This window comes from Pseudomonas sp. SWI44 (assembly GCF_002947915.1).
Lineage (GTDB): Bacteria > Pseudomonadota > Gammaproteobacteria > Pseudomonadales > Pseudomonadaceae > Aquipseudomonas > Aquipseudomonas taiwanensis.
Map to the genome: position 1 here is coordinate 2,329,335 of NZ_CP026674.1, position 24,789 is coordinate 2,354,123.

Sequence of the window (24,789 nt, forward strand, 5' to 3'; positions counted from 1 at the left end):
CATGTTCTACGTGCAACGCGACAGTGAAGGGGAGTTGCTGCGGGTCGAGGCCGCCCCCTTCGAGGGCTTCGCGGAAATCCTCCCGGCCGACCATGCCGAGATCCAGGAGTGGTTTGCCGACGACGTCGTCGAAAACAGCCTCAAGCAACTCAAGCAGAGTGATCTGGACATGATCCGGGTGCTCGAGGACCTGATCGAGGTGCTGACCACCAAGGGGGTGATCAGCATCACCGACCTGCCCGTCGGCGCCCAGGCCAAGCTGCTCAACCGCTCAACGGCCCGTAGGGCATTGGGCAGCCTGAACAACCTGATCGAGGAGGAAAGCGAAGGTGGGTTGATCTGAGGGCGGGGGGGATGCAGGAGCCGCTGTCTTTGCTGGCCCAATCGCCGGCAAGCCGGCTCCTAGGATGCCCGTGTACTCATCGCCAGGGCGCAGGTTCGCCCACCAGTTGTCCTTGAACGCCCTCTACCCCCATTTCTCGCAGGACGCTCAGTTCCCCTTCCGTCTCTACCCGCTCGGCGATCAGTGGCAAGTCGATGCCATGCGCCGCCCGCTGGATGGCTTCGATGAACAGGCGCTTGTGCTGTTCCTGGTCGATGTTGCGGATGTAGCTTCCGTCCACCTTGAGGTAGGCAAGGCCCAGATTAGCCAGGTTGCCAATCATGCTGAAACGTCCGCCAAAGCGCTGTAACGCGAGGCCGAAGCCCAACCCACGCAGGCGCCGGGTCAATTGCTCGAGCATCGATTGTTCGGGCAGTTGCTCCTCTCCGATCTCGAAGATCAGCCGTGGCCCTAAAGCAACGTTCTGGCCCAGAAGCTCATAGACTCGCCTCAGGGCTTCGGGATCGGCCAGGGTTGCCCCGGACAGGTTCAGCGCCAGCACCTGGTCATGGCCACGCAGGTGGGCGAGCACTTTCTCCAGCATCAGCAGATCCAGCCGGGCCATCCAGCCAAAGCGCTCAAGCCAGGGCAGGAAACGGCCCGCCGTCAGTGCTTCGCCACGCCCGTCGTCAAGTCGGGAAATAACTTTATGGTGCAGCACTACTTCAGTGGATTGGCAGTCCACCACGGGCTGGAAGAACAATTCGAAATGGCCGTTGACGAAGGCCTTGTCCAGGCGCGAATGCCAGTCGTGCTGGCTGTCCCCGGCCACGGCCGCCGCGCCCTGCTCAAGGCACACCCAGCCCGGTGTCGGTTGGTTCTCAGCCCTTGCCAGGGCCTCGTCCGCCAGTGTTAGCAGTGCCTGCGGTGCATCGCCTGGGGTGTAGGGTGCCAAGCCGATACAGGCGACCGGAGCGACATCGCTGGCCCCAGTGTCATGCAGACTGTGCAACGAAGCTTCGAGTGCCTGGGCCAGCTTCACCGCCTCTTCATGCACCATGCCTGGTGCAAGCACGGCGAATTCGCCTCCACGGCTGCGAGAAATCAGGTCTTTGGTTTCGGGAAAACCGGCACAGGTACGGCGCAGGTGCTCACCCACCGCCTGCAGCAACTGGTCCGTCCGCTGGCCACCCAATCGGGCATTAAGGCCTGCAAGATCCTGCACTCGAAGCAACAACAGATAGCCGGCTCGGGCTTCCTCAAGGTTGCTCACCTTGGCATTGAGCTGCATTTCGAAATAACGTCTATTGGACAAGCCAGTGAGGCTGTCCTGGTATGACTCTGCTCGGAGTCGCTCGCTTCGCTCGGCCTGTTCGGTGAACAATGCCTTGAGCTTCTCGACCATCTGGTTCATGGCCTGCACCACACGGCGCAATTCTGGGGTACGTGGCAGCGGCGAGGTGAGGAACTCGCGGCGGGCAATGGCATGGGACTGCTCCACCATGTAGTCCAACGGTCGCAGTTGCCGACGCAGCAACAACGCGCCAAGCACCGCACTAGCCGCACCACACAGCAACAACCAGCCGAGGCTGCCTAACGCACTCTGCCAGAGCTTGGCGACGGCGAACATGGGGTGGCTCACCACCTCGACGCGCGCGGCCTGCTGCCAGCCGCGGCTGACGATGGCATCCCCACCTGCGGGTTCTAGGCCAATCATGCGCACGAACCAGCTCGGCACACCACTGCTGTCGGGCTCGGCGTGGCGCTCGACCAAGGTGGCGTTGGAGTCCAGATCGACAACTTTGATCCTTGCGTAGTAGCCACTGTCGAAAATCGAGCTGACCATCAGCTCGACCATCGCAGGGTCGTCGATATTGGGTGTCAGCGACAAGGCCAATGCAGTGGCTGCATCCTGCGCGTGTGAACGCAACTGGTTGACGTACTGGCTGCGCGAGCTTTCCAGGCTGACCACGAAGCTTCCACTGAAAGCGACCACCAGGAACAAGCAAATGGCCAACAGCAATTGTTTGAACAGTGACATCTGCGCTCCCTCAGTAAACCGGTTCGGCCGGGAACCCTTCGGCCTGCATTTTTTTCAACAGATCCTGCCAACGCGACAAGCGCTTGGTATCCCCTACCTTCTTGTTGCCCGTGGTACCGGTCAGCCACAGGCCCTCGCCGTTGAAGGCATACACCGGTAACAGGTCAGGACGCTGGCTCGCCGGCTTGATGGCATCCATCAGGCTATCGAGTACCAGCGGCTGGGCCTGTGGGCTTGAATAATAGGTCAGGACCATGTGAGCCCTGTTCTGCCGCAAGGCTTTGACGTAAGTGATGCGCAGCTTTTCACTGGGGATGCCCATACGCCGTAGGCTGAAGTACTTGGCGATAGCGTAGTCCTCACAATCGCCAGCGCCTTTGATCAAGGCCTGAATGGGCGTTGCCCAATAATCGACCTCACGCCACAAGTCGATGTCTTCGACGTAACGCAACTGCTGGTTGAAGAAGCGATTGACCACCTGCAACCGCTCAAGCTCACTGCCCTGCTGTTGTGTGGCCATCAACTGCTGCCAGGCATCGATACGGGCCTTTCCGGCACCCAGGGGGCCGTAGAGCGCCTGAGACTTGCGGCTGATCTGGGAGAAATCCCAGTCGGCGTGCAGAGCGCCCAGCAACAAGCCCCCCAGCAACGTGGCAAGGCCGAAACAACGCAAGACGGTTTTAAGTATCCAGGATATCGCCACTGCGAAGACCTGTTCAGGCCAGCCTAATGCAGCGATGGTGCGGCCTGCCAAGGCAAAAGACAATGGCGCGATGCAATCACGATGCCGATAGTCGGGCTAATCTAACTTTATCGTTAACTCGATATGTGTATTGCTTTCTTTGGTAGGCGACTTGCTCCACCATACCCGCGGTTTTGGGGCGCTCCCTGCTGTGTGGGCAGTGGTTTGACAAGCCTCCTTGCTCGTCACTAGTGTAATTGGATCCAACTTTAATCGTCGAGGCAGACTTCGCGTGGCCGAGAAATTCAAACTGAGCAAAGTGCTGGCCAGCGAACAGGTACCAGCACACCTGGCCCGTAGCGTGATCGAAGAACGCTTGCGCAGTGCCATCCTAGACGGTCGTTTGCCTCCGGGAACAGCCCTGCGCCAACAGGAGCTCGCGACCCTGTTCGGTGTCAGCCGCATGCCAGTGCGTGAAGCTTTACGTCAGTTGGAAGCGCAGTCCCTGCTCAAGGTGGAAATGCATAAAGGGGCCGTGGTTGCGCCCTTGATCGGTGAAGATGCAGTCGATACCTACGAACTGCGGGTACTGTTGGAATCCGAGGCATTGCGCCAGTCGATCCCCCTGCTCAATGCCGATGACATTGCTCAGGCCCGTGGGTATATCCAGCAATTGGAAAGCGAAACCAGCCACGCCGAAATCGGTCGTCTCAATCGGCTGCTCCACATGGCACTGTACAACAAGGCGCCGAACCAAAAACTGCTGCGGCTGATCGAGAATGAACTCAACGAAGAAGAACGCTTCCTGCGCTTCCATCTGTCTTCGATGGGGCTGGGCAAATTGACCCAGGATGACCACAACGCCTTGGTCGATGCGGCCAGCGACAAGCTGGTGGACGAAGCGGTCACGGTGCTGGAAAAGCACCTCAATACAGCCGCTCGTGTGATCAGGGCCTACCTGGACAAGCAAACGGCCCGCTAAGTGTGCTCACCTGAAGCGCTTAGCAATTGACGTGACGATAAGCCCAAAAGGACAAAGCCCCTGTCTGCAACGCAGACAGGGGCTCTGGATTTGAATCTTAACGATGACCTACTCTCACATGGGGAAACCCCACACTACCATCGGCGATGCATCGTTTCACTGCTGAGTTCGGGATGGGATCAGGTGGTTCCAATGCTCTATGGTCGTCAAGAAATTCTGTGTGCCGATCCGTCCTGCGGACGCTTCAGCGAAAATCTATAACTTCTACTTAAAGACAAAACCCCTACCTGCTCACGCAGATAGGGGTTTTGCGAAATGAATCTTGACGATGACCTACTCTCACATGGGGAAACCCCACACTACCATCGGCGATGCATCGTTTCACTGCTGAGTTCGGGATGGGATCAGGTGGTTCCAATGCTCTATGGTCGTCAAGAAATTCTGTTGCCAGAATGTCGTGTAAACACTCTTGGCCAATTCGGATATGTGAATTTGTGGTCTTGCGAACTTTCGGTCGTTTCGTCTTCACCACCGCAATCTGCGTCAGCAAATTGCTTGGGTGTTATATGGTCAAGCCTCACGGGCAATTAGTATTGGTTAGCTCAACGCCTCACAGCGCTTACACACCCAACCTATCAACGTCGTAGTCTTCGACGGCCCTTTAGGGAACTCAAGGTTCCAGTGAGATCTCATCTTGAGGCAAGTTTCCCGCTTAGATGCTTTCAGCGGTTATCTCTTCCGAACATAGCTACCCGGCAATGCCACTGGCGTGACAACCGGAACACCAGAGGTTCGTCCACTCCGGTCCTCTCGTACTAGGAGCAGCCCCTCTCAAATCTCAAACGTCCACGGCAGATAGGGACCGAACTGTCTCACGACGTTCTAAACCCAGCTCGCGTACCACTTTAAATGGCGAACAGCCATACCCTTGGGACCGGCTTCAGCCCCAGGATGTGATGAGCCGACATCGAGGTGCCAAACACCGCCGTCGATATGAACTCTTGGGCGGTATCAGCCTGTTATCCCCGGAGTACCTTTTATCCGTTGAGCGATGGCCCTTCCATACAGAACCACCGGATCACTAAGACCTACTTTCGTACCTGCTCGACGTGTTTGTCTCGCAGTCAAGCGCGCTTTTGCCTTTATACTCTGCGACCGATTTCCGACCGGTCTGAGCGCACCTTCGTACTCCTCCGTTACTCTTTGGGAGGAGACCGCCCCAGTCAAACTACCCACCATACACTGTCCTCGATCCGGATAACGGACCTGAGTTAGAACCTCAAAGTTGCCAGGGTGGTATTTCAAGAATGGCTCCATGAGAACTGGCGTCCCCACTTCAAAGCCTCCCACCTATCCTACACAAGCAAATTCAAAGTCCAGTGCAAAGCTATAGTAAAGGTTCACGGGGTCTTTCCGTCTAGCCGCGGATACACTGCATCTTCACAGCGATTTCAATTTCACTGAGTCTCGGGTGGAGACAGCGCCGCCATCGTTACGCCATTCGTGCAGGTCGGAACTTACCCGACAAGGAATTTCGCTACCTTAGGACCGTTATAGTTACGGCCGCCGTTTACCGGGGCTTCGATCAAGAGCTTCGCTTGCGCTAACCCCATCAATTAACCTTCCGGCACCGGGCAGGCGTCACACCCTATACGTCCACTTTCGTGTTTGCAGAGTGCTGTGTTTTTAATAAACAGTCGCAGCGGCCTGGTATCTTCGACCGACATGGGCTTACGGAGCAAGTCCTTCACCCTCGTCGGCGCACCTTCTCCCGAAGTTACGGTGCCATTTTGCCTAGTTCCTTCACCCGAGTTCTCTCAAGCGCCTTGGTATTCTCTACCCGACCACCTGTGTCGGTTTGGGGTACGGTTCCCAGTTATCTGAAGCTTAGGAGCTTTTCTTGGAAGCATGGCATCAACCACTTCGTCGCCTAAAGGCAACTCGTCATCAGCTCTCGGCCTTGAGATCCCGGATTTGCCTAAGATCTCAGCCTACCACCTTAAACTTGGACAACCAACGCCAAGCTGGCCTAGCCTTCTCCGTCCCTCCATCGCAATAACTGGAAGTACAGGAATATTAACCTGTTTTCCATCGACTACGCTTTTCAGCCTCGCCTTAGGGACCGACTAACCCTGCGTCGATTAACGTTGCGCAGGAAACCTTGGTCTTTCGGCGTGGGAGTTTTTCACTCCCATTGTCGTTACTCATGTCAGCATTCGCACTTCTGATACCTCCAGCAAGCTTCTCAACTCACCTTCACAGGCTTACAGAACGCTCCTCTACCGCGTCATCAAAGATGACACCCGTAGCTTCGGTGCATGGTTTGAGCCCCGTTACATCTTCCGCGCAGGCCGACTCGACTAGTGAGCTATTACGCTTTCTTTAAAGGATGGCTGCTTCTAAGCCAACCTCCTAGCTGTCTAAGCCTTCCCACATCGTTTCCCACTTAACCATGACTTTGGGACCTTAGCTGACGGTCTGGGTTGTTTCCCTTTTCACGACGGACGTTAGCACCCGCCGTGTGTCTCCCATGCTCGGCACTTCCAGGTATTCGGAGTTTGCATCGGTTTGGTAAGTCGGGATGACCCCCTAGCCGAAACAGTGCTCTACCCCCTGGAGTGATACATGAGGCGCTACCTAAATAGCTTTCGAGGAGAACCAGCTATCTCCGAGCTTGATTAGCCTTTCACTCCGATCCACAGGTCATCCGCTAACTTTTCAACGGTAGTCGGTTCGGTCCTCCAGTCAGTGTTACCTAACCTTCAACCTGCCCATGGATAGATCGCCCGGTTTCGGGTCTATACCCAGCGACTAAACGCCCTATTAAGACTCGCTTTCGCTACGCCTCCCCTATTCGGTTAAGCTCGCCACTGAATATAAGTCGCTGACCCATTATACAAAAGGTACGCAGTCACCTAACAAAGTAGGCTCCCACTGCTTGTACGCATACGGTTTCAGGTTCTATTTCACTCCCCTCTCCGGGGTTCTTTTCGCCTTTCCCTCACGGTACTGGTTCACTATCGGTCAGTCAGTAGTATTTAGCCTTGGAGGATGGTCCCCCCATGTTCAGACAAAGTTTCTCGTGCTCCGTCCTACTCGATTTCATTGATAAGAGATTTTCGTGTACGGGGCTATCACCCACTATGGCCGCACTTTCCAGAGCGTTCCACTAATCTCAAATCAACTTAAGGGCTGGTCCCCGTTCGCTCGCCACTACTAAGGGAATCTCGGTTGATTTCTTTTCCTCAGGGTACTTAGATGTTTCAGTTCCCCTGGTTCGCCTCTTGCACCTATGTATTCAGTACAAGATAACCAGCTTGTGCTGGCTGGGTTCCCCCATTCAGAGATCTCTGGATCACAGTCTGTTTGCCGACTCCCCAAAGCTTATCGCAGGCTACCACGTCTTTCATCGCCTCTGACTGCCAAGGCATCCACCGTATGCGCTTCTTCACTTGACCATATAACCCCAAGCAATCTGGTTATACTGTGAAGACGACATTCGCCGAAAATTCGCATGTTGCTCAATTAAGAGCAGAACTCACAAATTTTACCTTAGCCTGACATCACACCAGTGAAAGTGCGTGCCAGTCTATCTATCACATATCCGAATTTTTAAAGAACGATCTGACAAAAGTCAGAAATCAACATTCGATCTGAATGCTCATTTCTAAGTTCTGATCAAGTAAGCGAGTGGTGGAGCCAAGCGGGATCGAACCGCTGACCTCCTGCGTGCAAGGCAGGCGCTCTCCCAGCTGAGCTATGGCCCCGCATATTGGTAGGTCTGGGCAGATTTGAACTGCCGACCTCACCCTTATCAGGGGTGCGCTCTAACCAACTGAGCTACAGACCTATATAGGGTCTTGATCGTCTTCGACAATGAATCAAGCAATTCGTGTGGGAGCTCATCAGTAGGCTGATGTCGTCGATTAAGGAGGTGATCCAGCCGCAGGTTCCCCTACGGCTACCTTGTTACGACTTCACCCCAGTCATGAATCACACCGTGGTAACCGTCCTCCCGAAGGTTAGACTAGCTACTTCTGGTGCAACCCACTCCCATGGTGTGACGGGCGGTGTGTACAAGGCCCGGGAACGTATTCACCGCGACATTCTGATTCGCGATTACTAGCGATTCCGACTTCACGCAGTCGAGTTGCAGACTGCGATCCGGACTACGATCGGTTTTGTGAGATTAGCTCCACCTCGCGGCTTGGCAACCCTCTGTACCGACCATTGTAGCACGTGTGTAGCCCAGGCCGTAAGGGCCATGATGACTTGACGTCATCCCCACCTTCCTCCGGTTTGTCACCGGCAGTCTCCTTAGAGTGCCCACCATAACGTGCTGGTAACTAAGGACAAGGGTTGCGCTCGTTACGGGACTTAACCCAACATCTCACGACACGAGCTGACGACAGCCATGCAGCACCTGTGTCAGAGTTCCCGAAGGCACCAATCCATCTCTGGAAAGTTCTCTGCATGTCAAGGCCTGGTAAGGTTCTTCGCGTTGCTTCGAATTAAACCACATGCTCCACCGCTTGTGCGGGCCCCCGTCAATTCATTTGAGTTTTAACCTTGCGGCCGTACTCCCCAGGCGGTCAACTTAATGCGTTAGCTGCGCCACTAAAATCTCAAGGATTCCAACGGCTAGTTGACATCGTTTACGGCGTGGACTACCAGGGTATCTAATCCTGTTTGCTCCCCACGCTTTCGCACCTCAGTGTCAGTATCAGTCCAGGTGGTCGCCTTCGCCACTGGTGTTCCTTCCTATATCTACGCATTTCACCGCTACACAGGAAATTCCACCACCCTCTACCGTACTCTAGCTCGCCAGTTTTGGATGCAGTTCCCAGGTTGAGCCCGGGGCTTTCACATCCAACTTAACGAACCACCTACGCGCGCTTTACGCCCAGTAATTCCGATTAACGCTTGCACCCTCTGTATTACCGCGGCTGCTGGCACAGAGTTAGCCGGTGCTTATTCTGTCGGTAACGTCAAAACAGCAAGGTATTAGCTTACTGCCCTTCCTCCCAACTTAAAGTGCTTTACAATCCGAAGACCTTCTTCACACACGCGGCATGGCTGGATCAGGCTTTCGCCCATTGTCCAATATTCCCCACTGCTGCCTCCCGTAGGAGTCTGGACCGTGTCTCAGTTCCAGTGTGACTGATCATCCTCTCAGACCAGTTACGGATCGTCGCCTTGGTGAGCCATTACCTCACCAACTAGCTAATCCGACCTAGGCTCATCTGATAGCGCAAGGCCCGAAGGTCCCCTGCTTTCTCCCGTAGGACGTATGCGGTATTAGCGTTCCTTTCGAAACGTTGTCCCCCACTACCAGGCAGATTCCTAGGCATTACTCACCCGTCCGCCGCTGAATCAAGGAGCAAGCTCCCGTCATCCGCTCGACTTGCATGTGTTAGGCCTGCCGCCAGCGTTCAATCTGAGCCATGATCAAACTCTTCAGTTCAATACTGCTTGGGTTTTTAAGAAACCCTAAACTTGGCTCAGCAATCTCAAATGACTATGTGATTTCTCGCATGGCCACTTGTGATGCTGATAATCTTTGTGACTATCAGTCCGTACTCACAAGCACCCACACGAATTGCTTGATTCGATTTGTTAAAGAGCGTTTGGCTAAGAGCGTTTCGTCTCAACCGAGGCGCGCATTCTACGCTTTCCTCATTTGCTGTCAAGCGTTTATTTTGAAGTTTTTTGCGAGAAACTCGTTTAGCTTCAAACACTTAACTCGCTGCGATCTCTCGTAGCGGGAGGCGAATAATACAGCATCCAGAAATGCTGTCAACCCCCTTTTCCTTGCCAGCCCCTCGGCTGTCCAGGACGAAGCATCTGCTTCTACTTAAAGACAAAACCCCTACCTGCTCGCGCAGATAGGGGTTTTGCGAAATGAATCTTGACGATGACCTACTCTCACATGGGGAAACCCCACACTACCATCGGCGATGCATCGTTTCACTGCTGAGTTCGGGATGGGATCAGGTGGTTCCAATGCTCTATGGTCGTCAAGAAATTCTGTTGCCAGAATGTCGTGTAAACACTCTTGGCCAATTCGGATATGTGAATTTGTGGTCTTGCGAACTTTCGGTCGTTTCGTCTTCACCACCGCAATCTGCGTCAGCAAATTGCTTGGGTGTTATATGGTCAAGCCTCACGGGCAATTAGTATTGGTTAGCTCAACGCCTCACAGCGCTTACACACCCAACCTATCAACGTCGTAGTCTTCGACGGCCCTTTAGGGAACTCAAGGTTCCAGTGAGATCTCATCTTGAGGCAAGTTTCCCGCTTAGATGCTTTCAGCGGTTATCTCTTCCGAACATAGCTACCCGGCAATGCCACTGGCGTGACAACCGGAACACCAGAGGTTCGTCCACTCCGGTCCTCTCGTACTAGGAGCAGCCCCTCTCAAATCTCAAACGTCCACGGCAGATAGGGACCGAACTGTCTCACGACGTTCTAAACCCAGCTCGCGTACCACTTTAAATGGCGAACAGCCATACCCTTGGGACCGGCTTCAGCCCCAGGATGTGATGAGCCGACATCGAGGTGCCAAACACCGCCGTCGATATGAACTCTTGGGCGGTATCAGCCTGTTATCCCCGGAGTACCTTTTATCCGTTGAGCGATGGCCCTTCCATACAGAACCACCGGATCACTAAGACCTACTTTCGTACCTGCTCGACGTGTTTGTCTCGCAGTCAAGCGCGCTTTTGCCTTTATACTCTGCGACCGATTTCCGACCGGTCTGAGCGCACCTTCGTACTCCTCCGTTACTCTTTGGGAGGAGACCGCCCCAGTCAAACTACCCACCATACACTGTCCTCGATCCGGATAACGGACCTGAGTTAGAACCTCAAAGTTGCCAGGGTGGTATTTCAAGAATGGCTCCATGAGAACTGGCGTCCCCACTTCAAAGCCTCCCACCTATCCTACACAAGCAAATTCAAAGTCCAGTGCAAAGCTATAGTAAAGGTTCACGGGGTCTTTCCGTCTAGCCGCGGATACACTGCATCTTCACAGCGATTTCAATTTCACTGAGTCTCGGGTGGAGACAGCGCCGCCATCGTTACGCCATTCGTGCAGGTCGGAACTTACCCGACAAGGAATTTCGCTACCTTAGGACCGTTATAGTTACGGCCGCCGTTTACCGGGGCTTCGATCAAGAGCTTCGCTTGCGCTAACCCCATCAATTAACCTTCCGGCACCGGGCAGGCGTCACACCCTATACGTCCACTTTCGTGTTTGCAGAGTGCTGTGTTTTTAATAAACAGTCGCAGCGGCCTGGTATCTTCGACCGACATGGGCTTACGGAGCAAGTCCTTCACCCTCGTCGGCGCACCTTCTCCCGAAGTTACGGTGCCATTTTGCCTAGTTCCTTCACCCGAGTTCTCTCAAGCGCCTTGGTATTCTCTACCCGACCACCTGTGTCGGTTTGGGGTACGGTTCCCAGTTATCTGAAGCTTAGGAGCTTTTCTTGGAAGCATGGCATCAACCACTTCGTCGCCTAAAGGCAACTCGTCATCAGCTCTCGGCCTTGAGATCCCGGATTTGCCTAAGATCTCAGCCTACCACCTTAAACTTGGACAACCAACGCCAAGCTGGCCTAGCCTTCTCCGTCCCTCCATCGCAATAACTGGAAGTACAGGAATATTAACCTGTTTTCCATCGACTACGCTTTTCAGCCTCGCCTTAGGGACCGACTAACCCTGCGTCGATTAACGTTGCGCAGGAAACCTTGGTCTTTCGGCGTGGGAGTTTTTCACTCCCATTGTCGTTACTCATGTCAGCATTCGCACTTCTGATACCTCCAGCAAGCTTCTCAACTCACCTTCACAGGCTTACAGAACGCTCCTCTACCGCGTCATCAAAGATGACACCCGTAGCTTCGGTGCATGGTTTGAGCCCCGTTACATCTTCCGCGCAGGCCGACTCGACTAGTGAGCTATTACGCTTTCTTTAAAGGATGGCTGCTTCTAAGCCAACCTCCTAGCTGTCTAAGCCTTCCCACATCGTTTCCCACTTAACCATGACTTTGGGACCTTAGCTGACGGTCTGGGTTGTTTCCCTTTTCACGACGGACGTTAGCACCCGCCGTGTGTCTCCCATGCTCGGCACTTCCAGGTATTCGGAGTTTGCATCGGTTTGGTAAGTCGGGATGACCCCCTAGCCGAAACAGTGCTCTACCCCCTGGAGTGATACATGAGGCGCTACCTAAATAGCTTTCGAGGAGAACCAGCTATCTCCGAGCTTGATTAGCCTTTCACTCCGATCCACAGGTCATCCGCTAACTTTTCAACGGTAGTCGGTTCGGTCCTCCAGTCAGTGTTACCTAACCTTCAACCTGCCCATGGATAGATCGCCCGGTTTCGGGTCTATACCCAGCGACTAAACGCCCTATTAAGACTCGCTTTCGCTACGCCTCCCCTATTCGGTTAAGCTCGCCACTGAATATAAGTCGCTGACCCATTATACAAAAGGTACGCAGTCACCTAACAAAGTAGGCTCCCACTGCTTGTACGCATACGGTTTCAGGTTCTATTTCACTCCCCTCTCCGGGGTTCTTTTCGCCTTTCCCTCACGGTACTGGTTCACTATCGGTCAGTCAGTAGTATTTAGCCTTGGAGGATGGTCCCCCCATGTTCAGACAAAGTTTCTCGTGCTCCGTCCTACTCGATTTCATTGATAAGAGATTTTCGTGTACGGGGCTATCACCCACTATGGCCGCACTTTCCAGAGCGTTCCACTAATCTCAAATCAACTTAAGGGCTGGTCCCCGTTCGCTCGCCACTACTAAGGGAATCTCGGTTGATTTCTTTTCCTCAGGGTACTTAGATGTTTCAGTTCCCCTGGTTCGCCTCTTGCACCTATGTATTCAGTACAAGATAACCAGCTTGTGCTGGCTGGGTTCCCCCATTCAGAGATCTCTGGATCACAGTCTGTTTGCCGACTCCCCAAAGCTTATCGCAGGCTACCACGTCTTTCATCGCCTCTGACTGCCAAGGCATCCACCGTATGCGCTTCTTCACTTGACCATATAACCCCAAGCAATCTGGTTATACTGTGAAGACGACATTCGCCGAAAATTCGCATGTTGCTCAATTAAGAGCAGAACTCACAAATTTTACCTTAGCCTGACATCACACCAGTGAAAGTGCGTGTCAGTCTATCTATCACATATCCGAATTTTTAAAGAACGATCTGACAAAAGTCAGAAATCAACATTCGATCTGAATGCTCATTTCTAAGTTCTGAGCAGCTGTACAACCTGAAAGAGTGGTGGAGCCAAGCGGGATCGAACCGCTGACCTCCTGCGTGCAAGGCAGGCGCTCTCCCAGCTGAGCTATGGCCCCGTGTGTTCTAGGCCGCACCAAGTAATTGGTAGGTCTGGGCAGATTTGAACTGCCGACCTCACCCTTATCAGGGGTGCGCTCTAACCAACTGAGCTACAGACCTATAACAGGGTCGCGTTACAGCATCGTCTTTATACAAAGAATCAAGCAATTCGTGTGGGAGCTCATCAGCAGGCTGATGTCGTCGATTAAGGAGGTGATCCAGCCGCAGGTTCCCCTACGGCTACCTTGTTACGACTTCACCCCAGTCATGAATCACACCGTGGTAACCGTCCTCCCGAAGGTTAGACTAGCTACTTCTGGTGCAACCCACTCCCATGGTGTGACGGGCGGTGTGTACAAGGCCCGGGAACGTATTCACCGCGACATTCTGATTCGCGATTACTAGCGATTCCGACTTCACGCAGTCGAGTTGCAGACTGCGATCCGGACTACGATCGGTTTTGTGAGATTAGCTCCACCTCGCGGCTTGGCAACCCTCTGTACCGACCATTGTAGCACGTGTGTAGCCCAGGCCGTAAGGGCCATGATGACTTGACGTCATCCCCACCTTCCTCCGGTTTGTCACCGGCAGTCTCCTTAGAGTGCCCACCATAACGTGCTGGTAACTAAGGACAAGGGTTGCGCTCGTTACGGGACTTAACCCAACATCTCACGACACGAGCTGACGACAGCCATGCAGCACCTGTGTCAGAGTTCCCGAAGGCACCAATCCATCTCTGGAAAGTTCTCTGCATGTCAAGGCCTGGTAAGGTTCTTCGCGTTGCTTCGAATTAAACCACATGCTCCACCGCTTGTGCGGGCCCCCGTCAATTCATTTGAGTTTTAACCTTGCGGCCGTACTCCCCAGGCGGTCAACTTAATGCGTTAGCTGCGCCACTAAAATCTCAAGGACTCCAACGGCTAGTTGACATCGTTTACGGCGTGGACTACCAGGGTATCTAATCCTGTTTGCTCCCCACGCTTTCGCACCTCAGTGTCAGTATCAGTCCAGGTGGTCGCCTTCGCCACTGGTGTTCCTTCCTATATCTACGCATTTCACCGCTACACAGGAAATTCCACCACCCTCTACCGTACTCTAGCTCGCCAGTTTTGGATGCAGTTCCCAGGTTGAGCCCGGGGCTTTCACATCCAACTTAACGAACCACCTACGCGCGCTTTACGCCCAGTAATTCCGATTAACGCTTGCACCCTCTGTATTACCGCGGCTGCTGGCACAGAGTTAGCCGGTGCTTATTCTGTCGGTAACGTCAAAACAGCAAGGTATTAGCTTACTGCCCTTCCTCCCAACTTAAAGTGCTTTACAATCCGAAGACCTTCTTCACACACGCGGCATGGCTGGATCAGGCTTTCGCCCATTGTCCAATATTCCCCACTGCTGCCTCCCGTAGGAGTCTGGACCGTGTCTCAGTTCCAGTGTGACTGATCATCCTCTCAGACCAGTTACGGATCGTCGCCTTGGTGAGCCATTACCTCACCAACTAGCTAATCCGACCTAGGCTCATCTGATAGCGCAAGGCCCGAAGGTCCCCTGCTTTCTCCCGTAGGACGTATGCGGTATTAGCGTTCCTTTCGAAACGTTGTCCCCCACTACCAGGCAGATTCCTAGGCATTACTCACCCGTCCGCCGCTGAATCAAGGAGCAAGCTCCCGTCATCCGCTCGACTTGCATGTGTTAGGCCTGCCGCCAGCGTTCAATCTGAGCCATGATCAAACTCTTCAGTTCAATACTGCTTGGGTTTTTAAGAAACCCTAAACTTGGCTCAGCAATCTCAAATGACTATGTGATTTCTCGCATGGCCACTTGTGATGCTGATAATCTTTGTGACTATCAGTCCGTACTCACAAGCACCCACACGAATTGCTTGATTCGATTTGTTAAAGAGCGTTTGGCTAAGAGCGTTTCGTCTCAACCGAGGCGCGCATTCTACGCTTTCCTCATTTGCTGTCAAGCGTTTATTTTGAAGTTTTTTGCGAGAAACTCGTTTAGCTTCAAACACTTGACTCGCTGCGATCTCTCGTAGCGGGAGGCGAATAATACAGCGTTTTAAAACGCTGTCAACCACCTCTTTCAGCGCTTCCGATTGCTTTCTAAACGCTCAACTTGTTGATTAACAAGGAGTTTTTCGTTTCGACTGCGTCGGAAGTGGGGCGCATTATAAGGGGATTCGAGAGGCCGTCAACCTTTTAATTCCAAGAAACTTCAATACCGCTTAAAAAGCCAAGCGGGGAGGCCTGACGGCCTCCCCGCTTAGCGCTCACCTTCCATCACCTCAAAGCACACCCGCATCACGCAATCGCTGGACCTCACCCGCATCCAATCCCAACAGCTGATGCAATACGGCCTCGGTGTGCTCACCCAACAGAGGCGGCGCATGGCGGTATTCCACTGGCGTCTGCGATAACCGAATGGGACTAGCCACCTGGGGCACCTTGCCTGCCAACGGGTGATCAAGACTCACTGACAACCCTCGAGCGACCACCTGCGGATCCTGGAACATCTGCGCCAGATCGTTGATCGGCCCACACGGCACGCCTGCTGCCTCCAGCTGACTGACCCACTCGGCCGTGGTCTTGAACACAGTAGCCTGCCGGATCAATGGGATCAGCTCGGCCCGGTTGGCGACGCGCTGCTTATTCGTTGCGAAACGCGGATCGTCAGCCCACTGTGGCTGCCCAGCCACTTCCGCAAACTTGCGGAACTGCCCATCGTTGCCCACGGTAAGGATGAAATCGCCATCCGCGGTCGGGAAATCCTGATAAGGCACGATATTTGGGTGAGCGTTGCCCAACCGCTTTGGCGGGATGCCTGTCGTCAGGTAGTTCATCGCCTGGTTGGCCAGGCAGGCCACCTGCACATCCAGCAGCGCCATATCGATGTACTGCCCGGTACCGGACTGGTCGCGGTGGGCGAGGGCGGCGAGTATCGCCACAGTGGAGTACAACCCGGTCAATATGTCGGTCAGGGCCACACCCACCTTTACCGGACCCGCCCCCTCCTCACCCTCGGGTCGCCCGGTCAGGCTCATCAGCCCACCCAGCCCCTGGATCATGAAGTCATAGCCAGCACGCTTGGCATAAGGCCCTGTTTGGCCAAACCCGGTAATCGAACAATAGATGAGCGTCGGGTTCACCGCCTTGAGGCTTTGATAATCCAACCCATAAGCCGCTAGCCCGCCAACCTTGAAGTTCTCGATGACGATGTCCGACTTAGCCGCAAGCTCACGCACCAGGCGCTGCCCCTGGGGCTGCGTGAAGTCGATGGTCACCGATCTTTTGTTGCGGTTGGCCGAGAGGTAATAAGCCGCCTCGCTGGTGTTTTCACCTTGGACGTCCTTCAGGAAAGGAGGCCCCCAAGCCCTTGTATCGTCGCCGCTGCCTGGCCGCTCCACCTTGATCACATCAGCACCAAGGTCGGCCAGGATCTGGCCGGCCCAGGGCCCGGCCAACACACGCGAAAGGTCTAGCACCCGCAGATGTGAAAGCGCGCCCATGGGCTGGCTCCTCGATCAGTAGAAGGCCTGAATGCCGGTCTGCGCACGCCCGAGGATTAGCGCATGCACGTCATGCGTGCCCTCGTAGGTGTTGACGACCTCCAGATTCACCAGATGACGCGCAACCCCGAATTCGTCAGAGATGCCATTGCCACCCAACATGTCGCGCGCCATGCGCGCAATGTCCAGGGCCTTGCCACAGGAGTTGCGTTTCATGATCGAGGTAATCTCGACGGCGGCCGTGCCTTCGTCCTTCATACGACCCAGGCGCAAGCAACCCTGCAGCGCCAGCGTGATTTCTGTCTGCATGTCGGCCAGCTTCTTCTGGATCAACTGGTTGGCAGCCAGTGGGCGCCCGAACTGCTGACGATCCAGAGTGTACTGGCGCGCAGTGTGCCAACAGGCTTCAGCAGCCCCAAGGGCGCCCCAGGAGATGCCGTAGCGTGCCGAGTTCAAGCACGTGAACGGGCCTTTCAGGCCACGGACATCCGGGAAGATGTTTTCCTCAGGCACGAAGACGTTGTCCATCACGATCTCGCCGGTAATCGACGCACACAGGCCAACCTTGCCATGAATCGCCGGGGCACTGAGGCCCTGCCAACCTTTCTCCAGGACGAAACCACGAATATCGCCCGCATCATCCTTGGCCCACACCACGAACACATCGGCGATCGGGCTGTTAGTGATCCACATCTTGCTACCCGTAAGGCGATAGCCGCCTTCAACCTTCTTGGCACGGGTAATCATCGAACCTGGGTCGGAACCATGGTTAGGCTCGGTCAACCCGAAACAACCGACCCACTCACCGCTGGCCAGCTTGGGCAGGTACTTCTGCTTTTGTGCCTCGGTGCCGAACTCGTTGATCGGCACCATCACCAAGGACGACTGAACACTCATCATCGAACGATAGCCCGAGTCGATGCGTTCCACCTCGCGGGCGATCAGGCCATAGCACACATAATTGAGACCGCTGCCACCGTACTGCTCCGGGATGGTCGCACCCAGCAGGCCGACCTCGCCCATCTCGCGGAAAATCGCTGGGTCTGTCCGCTCATGCCGGAAGGCTTCCAACACACGGGGCGCCAACTTGTCCTGGGCGAACTGATAAGCGCTGTCACGCACCATGCGCTCTTCTTCAGTGAGCTGCTGATCGAGCAGCAGTGGGTCGATCCAGTTGAAGCTTGCTTTACCAGCCATGAGCGAGATCCTCGAAATAGGGGAGGTAGTTCTTGTGCCCTTGATCCTAGGCCTGATCTGCGCCCTCTACAAACGAGGATTGCGCACCATTAAGTGATAATTTGTCACTCCGTAGCCAGCAGACTCCTTATACCGCCTGCCGAACGAGTGAGGTTGACGTACATGCGCCGCAAGATACCCAGTACCGCCGCCCTGGTTTGCTTCGAGGCAGCAGCCCGCCACGAAAGCTTCACCAAGGCCGCACATGAACTTGCCCTGACACAAGGCGCCGTTTGTCGGCAAATAGGCGGCCTGGAGGCATTCCTGAACGTCGAGCTGTTCCGCCGCTCTCGACGCGGCGTAAAGCTAACCGAGGCAGGTTTGTCCTACAGTCGGCAAGTCGCCGCGCAGCTAGACGCGGTGGAACGCGATACCTTGTCGGTCATGCGCCAGCAGGGCGCGAACGTAATCGAATTGGCGGTGGTGCCAACTTTCGGCACACAGTGGTTGCTGCCCCGACTCAAGGACTTCCAGCAGCGCACCCCCGATGTCACCGTCAACCTGACCAACCGCACTCGGCCCTTCCTGTTCGCCGATACAGCCTTTGACGCCGCCATCTATTTTGGTGATGCCGATTGGCCTGGTACCCAGGCTCACCGCCTAATGGGCGAAAATCCAGTCCCTGTGTGCAGCCCAAACCTGCTGGGCGGGGAGGGCAGACTGGACGCGCGGCGCATCGCCGAGCTCCCTTTGCTGCAGCAGACCACCCGCCCCTATGCCTGGAGGCAGTGGTTCGGCAGCCTGGGCATTAATGTCGAAGGCGACATGACAGGCCCACGCTATGAACTATTCTCCATGCTTGCCCAAGCAGCCATGCATGAGATGGGGGTTGCGCTCATCCCTCCATTTTTGATTCAGCACGAGCTGGATGAGGGTAGGCTGGTGCAGGCCAATGGGCACGCACTGACGAGCGACAAGGCCTATTACCTCATGATCCCTGAACGCAAGGTCGAATCCGCTTCCCTGCGCGCATTCCGCGACTGGCTACTGCAACAGGCGCAACTGTTCACGGCAGCGCAGACGGGCAGAACGCCTTCCCGACCTTTGTAGTCAATTATTTTTAACACCTACAGATATAATTATTTGTCGCAAAACAGCAAACTGTTCAGGTGAACCGAAAAAGCTGCTGAAAGCTGCCAAGGACGCGGCCTCCAGCAGTATTTGCGACATTTGCAGGCCTGTCAGCGAAATCTCTGCAAAAAATTTCAAAATTTCCCCTAATCTGCCAATTGCCCGTATTTGACGGGCTGCATCCCGCCCCTTGCGACATACGGTCACAGGGTGACTTGTAGTTTTAAGTTCGTATCGCTTCAGAACCGGTTGAAGGGCTCCGGGTTCGTCTGCAAAATGCTTCGCCCGCCCTTAAACAGGCGGCTCGGCGCTTATCGGCCACACCAGCGCACCACCCGTAGTGCGCTGGATTCACAAAGACAAAAGGTCACCGCAGGAGACAAAGTCGTGCACATTGGTGTTCCTCTCGAGACGCAGACCGGTGAGACAAGGGTCGCTGCGACCCCAGAAACCATCAAGAAACTGATTGGCCAAGGCCATCAGGTCACCGTCCAACGGGGGGCAGGGCTTAACGCCAGCATTCCGGACAGTGCCTATGAGGCCGTGGGAGCTTCCCTGGGAAGCGCTGCCGATGCCTACGGCGCCCAATTGGTCCTCAAGGTCGTTGCCCCCAACGACGAGGAGCTTGCGCAGATCAACAGTGGCAGCCTCCTGGTGGGCATGCTCAACCCCTTCAACAACGAGCTGATCGCCAAGATGGCCGAGCGCGGTATCACCGCCTTCGCCCTGGAAGCCGCACCTCGCACGTCACGGGCTCAAAGCCTCGACGTGCTGTCGTCGCAAGCCAACATCGCCGGTTACAAGGCCGTGCTGCTGGCAGCTCACCACTACCCGCGCTTCATGCCGATGCTCATGACTGCCGCCGGCACCGTGAAGGCCGCCCGTGTCCTGATTCTTGGCGCAGGCGTAGCTGGCCTTCAGGCCATCGCGACGGCCAAACGCCTGGGCGCAGTGATCGAGGCTTCGGACGTTCGCCCCGCGGTGAAGGAGCAGATCGAGTCGCTCGGCGCCAAGTTCATCGACGTGCCCTACGAAACCGATGAAGAGCGTGAGTGCGCCGAAGGGGTAGGCGGTTATGCGCGTCCGATGCCGGCCAGTTGGATGCAGCGCCAGGCTCAGGCCGTACACGAACGCGCCAAACAGGCCGACATCGTCATCACCACCGCACTGATCCCCGGCCGCAAGGCACCGACCCTGCTCAGCGCCGAAACCGTGGCGCAGATGAAGCCGGGCTCGGTGGTCATCGACCTGGCAGCCGCCCAAGGCGGCAACTGCCCGCTGACCGTTGCCGATCAAGTAGTGATGGAGAACGGTGTGACCATCGTTGGCCCCACCAACTTGCCCGCTCAAGTCGGTGCCGATGCCTCGGCGTTGTACGCACGCAACCTGCTGGACTTCATGAAGCTGCTGTTCGACAAGGACGGCGCGCTGGTCATCAACCTCGAAGACGACATCGTCGCGGCCTGCCTCATGTGCCGTGATGGCCAGGTCGTCCGCAAGAACGGCTAAGGAGCACGACAATGGAAGACATGCTGATTTCCCACGGCATCTACAACCTGATCATCTTCGTGCTGGCCATTTATGTGGGCTACCACGTGGTCTGGAACGTCACCCCGGCGCTGCACACACCGCTCATGGCGGTTACCAATGCCATCTCCGCCATTGTCATCGTCGGCGCCATGCTGGCCGCCGCACTGACCGTTACCCCGGCCGGCAAGCTGATGGGCACCCTGGCCGTGGCGTTGGCCGCGGTGAATGTGTTCGGTGGTTTTTTGGTCACCCGACGCATGCTTGAGATGTTCAAGAAGAAAACCAAGAACGAAGGGCAGAAGTAAGCATGAGCATGAATCTGGTAACGCTTCTCTACCTCGTCGCGTCGGTGTGCTTCATCCAGGCACTGAAGGGGCTTTCGCACCCGACCACATCGCGCCGCGGCAACGTGTTCGGCATGATCGGCATGGGCATCGCGATGCTCACCACCGTCGGCCTCATCTACAAGCTTGGCTCCGAACTGGCGACCGCAGGTATCGGCTATGTGATCCTGGGCCTGCTGATCGGTGGTACCGCCGGCTCGATCATGGCCAAGCGCGTTGAAATGACCAAAATGCCTGAACTGGTCGCCTTCATGCACAGCATGATCGGCCTGGCTGCCGTGTTCATCGCCATCGCCGCCGTGCTTGAACCTCAGTCGCTGGGTATCGTGGCCAGCATCAGCGACCCGATTCCAACCGGTAACCGGCTGGAGCTGTTCCTGGGTGCGGCTATCGGTGCGATCACCTTCTCCGGTTCGGTGATCGCCTTCGGCAAGCTGTCCGGCAAGTACAAGTTCCGTCTCTTCCAAGGGGCACCGGTACAGTTCGCGGGTCAGCACAAACTGAACCTGATCCTGGGCCTGACCACGATCGTGCTGGGCCTGTTGTTCACCTTCACTGGCCATTACAGCGCCTTCACCCTGATGCTGGTCCTGGCCTTCATCATGGGTGTGCTGATCATTATCCCGATCGGTGGCGCCGACATGCCTGTGGTGGTGTCGATGCTCAACAGCTACTCGGGGTGGGCGGCGGCGGGCATCGGTTTCTCGCTGAACAACTCGATGCTGATCATCGCTGGCTCGCTGGTCGGTTCCAGCGGTGCGATTCTTTCGTACATCATGTGCAAGGCGATGAACCGATCGTTCTTCAACGTCATCCTCGGCGGCTTTGGCGGTGATGCCGATGCCGGCGCAGCGGCGGGTTCGAAAGAACAACGCCCGGTGAAGTCCGGCTCGGCCGACGATGCCACGTTCCTGCTGAGCAACGCCGACAGCGTGATCATCGTTCCGGGCTACGGCCTGGCCGTTGCGCGCGCCCAGCACGCGTTGAAGGAGTTGACCGAAAAACTGACCCACAACGGCGTGACCGTGAAGTATGCGATCCACCCGGTAGCGGGGCGCATGCCTGGACACATGAACGTGCTGCTGGCCGAGGCCGAAGTGCCGTACGACCAGGTGTTCGAGATGGAGGACATCAACGCCGAGTTCGGCCAGGCCGACGTGGTGTTGGTATTGGGTGCCAACGACGTGGTCAACCCGGCAGCGAAAAACGATCCTAAGTCGCCGATTGCCGGCATGCCAATCCTGGAAGCGTTCAAGGCCAAGACCATCATCGTCAACAAGCGCTCCATGGCCAGCGGCTATGCGGGCCTGGACAACGAACTGTTCTACTTGGACAAGACCATGATGGTGTTCGGTGACGCGAAGAAAGTCATCGAGGACATGGTCAAGGCAGTGGAGTGACGACACCCGCTTCAAACCCTGCGCTATAAAGGAAGCCCCGGTCAGAATCGACCGGGGCTTCCTCATTCATTGCTCCAGATCAACGGCTCTATTTCCTGGGTTCTCATACGACCATGGTCGTGGGACGGCGACGGGCGAAATCTCTAGACTGCGCTGCAGTAGCCTCAGTAGCCCGAGATAACAATCCATGTACCGTGATCGTATCCGCTTGTCCTCCCTGCACAGCAAGGTAATGAGTGCGGCTGATGCCGCTGGTCTGATCGAGGACGGCATGACCGTCGGCATGAGCGGTTTCACCCGCGCCGGCGAAGCCAAGGCCGTACCCCATGCACTGGCCGAGCGCGCCAAGCAGTCGCCGCTGCAAATCAGCCTGATGACTGGCGCCAGCCTGGGCAACGACCTGGACAAGCAACTGACCGAAGCCGGAGTCTTGGCTCGTCGCATGCCCTTCCAGGTTGACAGCACCCTGCGCAAGGCCATCAACGATGGCAAGGTGATGTTCATCGACCAGCACCTTTCGGAAACGGTCGAACAGCTGCGCAACAAGCAGCTGAAACTGCCTGACATCGCTGTCATCGAAGCGGTGGCGATCACCGAAGAGGGCCACATCGTGCCGACCACTTCGGTGGGCAACTCGGCGAGCTTCGCGATCTTCGCCAAGCAAGTGATCGTCGAGATCAACCTGTCGCACAATGCCAATCTCGAAGGCCTGCACGACATCTATATCCCGACCTACCGTCCGACCCGCACGCCCATTCCGTTGGTCAAGGTCGACGACCGTATCGGCAGCACCGCCATCCCGATCGACCCAGCCAAGATCGTCGGTATCGTCATCAGCGACCTGCCGGACTCGCCGTCGACTGTTCTGCCGCCGGACGACGAAACCCAGGCCATCGCCGACCACCTGATCGACTTCCTCAAGGGCGAAGTCGAGGCCGGTCGCATGACCAACAAGCTCGGCCCGCTGCAAGCCGGTATCGGCAGCATCGCCAACGCGGTGATGTGCGGCCTGATCGAGTCGCCGTTCGAAGACCTGACGATGTACTCCGAAGTACTGCAGGACTCGACCTTCGACCTGATCGACGCCGGCAAGCTGAGTTTCGCCTCGGGCAGCTCGATCACCCTGTCGACCCGTCGCAATGCCGACGTCTTCGGCAACCTCGAGCGTTACAAGGACAAGCTGGTCCTGCGCCCGCAGGAAATCTCCAACCACCCGGAAGTCGTGCGTCGCCTGGGCATCATCGGCATCAACACCGCCCTGGAGTTCGACATCTACGGCAACGTGAACTCCACCCACGTGTGCGGCACCAAGATGATGAACGGCATTGGCGGTTCCGGCGATTTCGCCCGTAACGCGCACCTTGCCGTATTCGTGACCAAGTCGATCGCCAAAGGCGGTGCCATTTCCAGCGTCGTGCCTATGGTCAGCCACGTCGACCACACCGAGCACGATGTCGACATTCTGGTCACCGAGCAAGGCCTGGCAGACTTGCGCGGCCTGGCGCCACGTGAGCGGGCCCGTGCGATCATCGACAACTGTGTCCACCCGGACTACCGCGCCGCGCTGAACGATTACTTCGAGCGCGCCTGCCAACGTGGCGGCCACACCCCGCACATCCTGCGTGAGGCGCTGAGCTGGCACGAAAACCTGGAAGAAACCGGTCGCATGCTGGCCAGCTGATCCAGCCGCTTCACTGTTACACCCCTATCGCCGGCAAGCCGGCTCCTACTGGATGTACACCATCCCTGTAGGGGCCGGCTTGCCGGCGATAGCGCCAGTAGAGTCAAACCACTCGCCCGGACAGACCACTTCAGTCTCACGAAAAAACTGTACTACTGTACCGTTAATCGCGACCTTCCCGACGCATAAAACCCATCTCATTATTCAAATTCGCACCATATCAGTGCGGACCAGTACAGTTGCGCCAGTTTCGAGTGCAACAGTAGGGTTAAACAGTTAACTGGACCATCGCATTACCATTGAACTGTATCTACTGTTATGGACGACAGGAGAGGATCATTGGCATCAGTTAAATCACTACCTAATGCCGCCATAAGCGGAAGGATGTCACATCATGGAACGTACCCTCAGTTCCGGTCTGGTTTTTGAAAACAACGCCCAGCAATCTAACGCTTCGCTGCCGCTGCGCGCGCTCTCCACCCTGCTGCTCTGGCAGCGTCGCATGGCCAGCCGCCGTCAACTGGCTCGCCTGGACGCCCGCCTGCTGGCCGACGCCGGTATCAGCGAGTCGCAGCGTTACGAAGAGCTGAGCAAGCCGTTCTGGCGCTAAGCACCGGTTCGCCAGCTACGGCCGGCACCGCGAT

The 24,789-nt window shown here is 56.0% G+C and carries 12 protein-coding genes, 4 tRNA genes and 7 rRNA genes; 8 read left to right on the top strand and 15 right to left on the bottom strand.

Annotation, left to right across the window (positions count from 1 at the left end):
• Position 1 precedes the first annotated feature (1 nt).
• The gene (locus C4Q26_RS10900) at positions 2-343 is read left to right on the top strand and encodes a hypothetical protein (RefSeq protein ID WP_023378073.1); all 342 of its coding nucleotides are present in this window, start codon (positions 2-4) and stop codon (positions 341-343) included.
• Positions 344-419: 76 nt separating this feature from the next.
• Here C4Q26_RS10900 and lapD read toward each other — a convergent pair whose 3' ends face one another.
• Positions 420-2,363 (bottom strand): cyclic di-GMP receptor LapD, encoded by a 1,944-nt coding sequence (gene lapD / locus C4Q26_RS10905; RefSeq protein ID WP_104883081.1) that lies wholly within the window; start codon positions 2,361-2,363, stop codon positions 420-422.
• A gap of 10 nt (positions 2,364-2,373) precedes the next feature.
• The gene (lapG, locus tag C4Q26_RS10910) at positions 2,374-3,117 is read right to left on the bottom strand and encodes a cysteine protease LapG (RefSeq protein WP_177429831.1); all 744 of its coding nucleotides are present in this window, start codon (positions 3,115-3,117) and stop codon (positions 2,374-2,376) included.
• A gap of 220 nt (positions 3,118-3,337) precedes the next feature.
• Here lapG and C4Q26_RS10915 point away from each other — a divergent pair, with 220 nt between their 5' ends.
• Positions 3,338-4,027, top strand: a complete 690-nt coding sequence (locus C4Q26_RS10915) for a GntR family transcriptional regulator (protein ID WP_023378070.1) — start codon at positions 3,338-3,340, stop codon at positions 4,025-4,027.
• Positions 4,028-4,122: 95 nt separating this feature from the next.
• Here C4Q26_RS10915 and rrf (C4Q26_RS10920) read toward each other — a convergent pair.
• The 13 genes from rrf (C4Q26_RS10920) to C4Q26_RS10980 all read right to left on the bottom strand — a co-directional run bounded on the left by rrf (C4Q26_RS10920) (position 4,123) and on the right by C4Q26_RS10980 (position 18,080).
• Positions 4,123-4,238, bottom strand: a 5S ribosomal RNA gene (rrf, locus tag C4Q26_RS10920).
• A gap of 109 nt (positions 4,239-4,347) precedes the next feature.
• Positions 4,348-4,463, bottom strand: a 5S ribosomal RNA gene (gene rrf / locus C4Q26_RS10925).
• A gap of 130 nt (positions 4,464-4,593) precedes the next feature.
• A 23S ribosomal RNA gene (locus C4Q26_RS10930) occupies positions 4,594-7,485 on the bottom strand.
• A gap of 233 nt (positions 7,486-7,718) precedes the next feature.
• A tRNA-Ala gene (locus C4Q26_RS10935) sits at positions 7,719-7,794 on the bottom strand.
• 6 nt (positions 7,795-7,800) lie between these two features.
• Positions 7,801-7,877: transfer RNA gene (locus C4Q26_RS10940), tRNA-Ile, on the bottom strand.
• A 77-nt stretch (positions 7,878-7,954) separates the two neighbouring features.
• Positions 7,955-9,491, bottom strand: a 16S ribosomal RNA gene (locus tag C4Q26_RS10945).
• Positions 9,492-9,933: 442 nt separating this feature from the next.
• Positions 9,934-10,049 (bottom strand): 5S ribosomal RNA (gene rrf / locus C4Q26_RS10950).
• A gap of 130 nt (positions 10,050-10,179) precedes the next feature.
• Positions 10,180-13,071, bottom strand: a 23S ribosomal RNA gene (locus C4Q26_RS10955).
• Positions 13,072-13,313: 242 nt separating this feature from the next.
• Positions 13,314-13,389, bottom strand: a tRNA-Ala gene (locus C4Q26_RS10960).
• Positions 13,390-13,415: 26 nt separating this feature from the next.
• Positions 13,416-13,492 (bottom strand) — tRNA-Ile (locus tag C4Q26_RS10965).
• Positions 13,493-13,578: 86 nt separating this feature from the next.
• A 16S ribosomal RNA gene (locus C4Q26_RS10970) occupies positions 13,579-15,115 on the bottom strand.
• Together the 16S, 23S and 5S rRNA genes with 4 tRNA genes alongside form the textbook arrangement of a ribosomal RNA operon.
• Before the next feature lie 547 nt (positions 15,116-15,662).
• A complete protein-coding gene (locus C4Q26_RS10975; protein WP_023378069.1) occupies positions 15,663-16,883 on the bottom strand; it encodes a CaiB/BaiF CoA-transferase family protein in 1,221 nt (406 codons plus the stop codon).
• A gap of 15 nt (positions 16,884-16,898) precedes the next feature.
• Complete coding sequence (locus tag C4Q26_RS10980) at positions 16,899-18,080, bottom strand: acyl-CoA dehydrogenase (protein WP_104883082.1); 1,182 nt, start codon at positions 18,078-18,080, stop codon at positions 16,899-16,901.
• Positions 18,081-18,242: 162 nt separating this feature from the next.
• Here C4Q26_RS10980 and C4Q26_RS10985 point away from each other — a divergent pair, with 162 nt between their 5' ends.
• The 6 genes from C4Q26_RS10985 (at position 18,243) to C4Q26_RS11010 (ending at position 24,755) form a co-directional block, all read left to right on the top strand.
• Positions 18,243-19,169, top strand: coding sequence for a LysR family transcriptional regulator (locus C4Q26_RS10985; RefSeq protein ID WP_023378066.1), 927 nt, complete (start codon positions 18,243-18,245; stop codon positions 19,167-19,169).
• Between the two features lie 408 nt (positions 19,170-19,577).
• Positions 19,578-20,699: a Re/Si-specific NAD(P)(+) transhydrogenase subunit alpha gene (locus C4Q26_RS10990; RefSeq protein WP_023378065.1), complete on the top strand. Its 1,122-nt coding sequence runs from the start codon at positions 19,578-19,580 to the stop codon at positions 20,697-20,699.
• A gap of 11 nt (positions 20,700-20,710) precedes the next feature.
• Positions 20,711-21,025, top strand: coding sequence for an NAD(P) transhydrogenase subunit alpha (locus tag C4Q26_RS10995; protein WP_023378063.1), 315 nt, complete (start codon positions 20,711-20,713; stop codon positions 21,023-21,025).
• Positions 21,026-21,027: 2 nt separating this feature from the next.
• A complete protein-coding gene (locus tag C4Q26_RS11000) occupies positions 21,028-22,464 on the top strand; it encodes an NAD(P)(+) transhydrogenase (Re/Si-specific) subunit beta (protein WP_023378059.1) in 1,437 nt (478 codons plus the stop codon).
• A gap of 187 nt (positions 22,465-22,651) precedes the next feature.
• Positions 22,652-24,145, top strand: a complete 1,494-nt coding sequence (locus C4Q26_RS11005; RefSeq protein ID WP_023378058.1) for an acetyl-CoA hydrolase/transferase family protein — start codon at positions 22,652-22,654, stop codon at positions 24,143-24,145.
• 394 nt (positions 24,146-24,539) lie between these two features.
• Positions 24,540-24,755, top strand: coding sequence for a DUF1127 domain-containing protein (locus C4Q26_RS11010; RefSeq protein ID WP_023378057.1), 216 nt, complete (start codon positions 24,540-24,542; stop codon positions 24,753-24,755).
• Positions 24,756-24,789: the final 34 nt, after the last annotated feature.

Excerpts from the sequence above, each read along its gene's own strand:
- C4Q26_RS10985 (WP_023378066.1), top strand. The coding sequence starts at position 18,243 with ATGCGCCGCAAGATACCCAGTACCGCCGCCCTGGTTTGCTTCGAGGCA.
- C4Q26_RS11010 (WP_023378057.1), top strand. The coding sequence starts at position 24,540 with ATGGAACGTACCCTCAGTTCCGGTCTGGTTTTTGAAAACAACGCCCAG.
- C4Q26_RS10975 (WP_023378069.1), bottom strand. The coding sequence starts at position 16,883 with ATGGGCGCGCTTTCACATCTGCGGGTGCTAGACCTTTCGCGTGTGTTG.
- lapD (WP_104883081.1), bottom strand. The coding sequence starts at position 2,363 with ATGTCACTGTTCAAACAATTGCTGTTGGCCATTTGCTTGTTCCTGGTG.
- C4Q26_RS10995 (WP_023378063.1), top strand. The coding sequence starts at position 20,711 with ATGGAAGACATGCTGATTTCCCACGGCATCTACAACCTGATCATCTTC.
- C4Q26_RS10900 (WP_023378073.1), top strand. The coding sequence starts at position 2 with ATGTTCTACGTGCAACGCGACAGTGAAGGGGAGTTGCTGCGGGTCGAG.
- C4Q26_RS11005 (WP_023378058.1), top strand. The coding sequence starts at position 22,652 with ATGTACCGTGATCGTATCCGCTTGTCCTCCCTGCACAGCAAGGTAATG.
- C4Q26_RS11000 (WP_023378059.1), top strand. The coding sequence starts at position 21,028 with ATGAGCATGAATCTGGTAACGCTTCTCTACCTCGTCGCGTCGGTGTGC.
- C4Q26_RS10980 (WP_104883082.1), bottom strand. The coding sequence starts at position 18,080 with ATGGCTGGTAAAGCAAGCTTCAACTGGATCGACCCACTGCTGCTCGAT.